This is a genomic window from Halanaerobium kushneri (assembly GCF_900156285.1).
Lineage (GTDB): Bacteria > Bacillota > Halanaerobiia > Halanaerobiales > Halanaerobiaceae > Halanaerobium > Halanaerobium kushneri.
Genome location: NZ_FTNC01000051.1, coordinates 1 through 1,734, shown reverse-complemented (window position 1 = coordinate 1,734; position 1,734 = coordinate 1). Strand labels below are relative to the sequence as shown.

General features: G+C 34.6%; 1 protein-coding gene. It reads left to right on the top strand.

What is annotated here, in order from left to right:
• Nucleotides 1–187 precede the first annotated feature (187 nt).
• Nucleotides 188–1,504: an IS1380 family transposase gene (locus BW929_RS15035; RefSeq protein ID WP_076546278.1), complete on the top strand. Its 1,317-nt coding sequence runs from the start codon at nt 188–190 to the stop codon at nt 1,502–1,504.
• Nucleotides 1,505–1,734 lie beyond the last annotated feature (230 nt).

Below are 1,734 nucleotides of genomic sequence, written 5' to 3'. Positions count from 1 at the left end.
CCTGAATTATTCATAGCAACCACGAAATAAATTGTCAGGCCCAGTATATCAATAATCTATTAAAATATTGTTTTCACCCAGTGGGTGAAAGAGTTTTATTAAAATTTTTCTCTAAAAGCATAGAAAAGGGAGCCCCTTTCCTTTATAATAATAGTAACTACACCAAAATTAAAAGGAGGGACTCCATGTGGTTACTATATCTGAAAAAAAGGTGAATTTCAAGTCGAATATAAGAATAAATTTTAATGGTGGTGATTTAACTTCCGATTCCGGTCTGCTAATTTTTAAAGAATTTGATAATCAAATTGGCTTCAGTCAGGAAATAAAGAACGTTTTAGAATTTGATGATGATGTTGATCATAGATTACATGAAAATGAGGATGTTGTTTTGCAGCGTATTTATCAGAATACCGCCGGCTATCACGCTGATGATGATGCAGACGATCTTAGATCTGACTCTCTATTCCAGACTGTTCTGAACAAAGAAATACTGGCTTCACAGCCAACCATTTCAAGATTAAATAGCTGTGTTAATAAAGAAAATATGAAACAGCTGCAGCAGGTTAATTTTAACCTGCTCGATAAAATTTATGAATATGAAGCTCCCGAAGAAATAATCTTTGATCTTGATTCAACCGGCTGTGAAACCTATGGAAAGCAGTACGGTTCTGACTACAACCATCACTATAAAGCAAATGGATATCATCCACTGTTAATGTTTGATGGAGTTACCGGAGACCTGATTAAAGCTGAACTCAGATCCGGTAATGTATATACATCAAGAGGTGCTGTAAGATTTATAGGTCCGGTATTTAAAAAATACAGCAAAAAGTTTAAAGAAATCCCTCTTTGTTTAAGAGCTGACAGCGGTTTTGCCACACCGGGTATTTATCGGATGGCTGAAGAACATAATATCTCCTATGCCATAAGATTAAAAGCCAATGCAAAACTATATGATTTAGCAGAGCCACTTTTAGAAAAACTAAACCGGAACTCTGAAACATCTGAAAAACAGGTCATTTATGGTGAATTTAACTATCAGGCCGGCAGCTGGGACAAAAGCCGAAGAGTTGTAGTTAAAATTGAAAAACCGGCAGGTCAATTAGTCTACAACCATACATTTATTGTTACCGGTATAAAAGATAAATCTCCCCGAGAAATAGTTAAGTTTTACTGTCAGCGGGGAACCATGGAAAACTTTATCAAAGAAGGAAAAAGAGGTTTTGCCTTTGGTAAAATGAGCAGCAGTGAATATCAGGCAAACGCTAATAAATTACAGCAGATGATGCTGGCTTATAATCTAAACAACTGGCTGCGGCGCCTCTGTTTTCCGAAAGCTAACCAATCAGACAGAATCGGGACTATCAGAACAAAATTAATTAAAATAGCAGCCAGAATAGTAAAAACAGGCAGATATATTTATTACAAACTGGCAGAAGGCTGTCCCAACAAAGAATTATTCTTTAAGGTACTGGATAATATACAGGGTTTGGGATTTATCTGAACCTGAATACTAAACTACCTTAACATATAGGGCCTGTAAAGTTTTAAAGACAAAAAGGAAGAACAGGGGATATCTATACCCGATTTTAATAGTAATTTTTACCATAATACCAAAAACAGATCTTTTTTAAGAATTCAACTCAAAAAAATATTTTTAAGTTCTTAAATCAGATGATTTTAGAGTTAAATAAAAGGAAAAATTTATTTTGTGGTTGCTATGAATAATTCAGG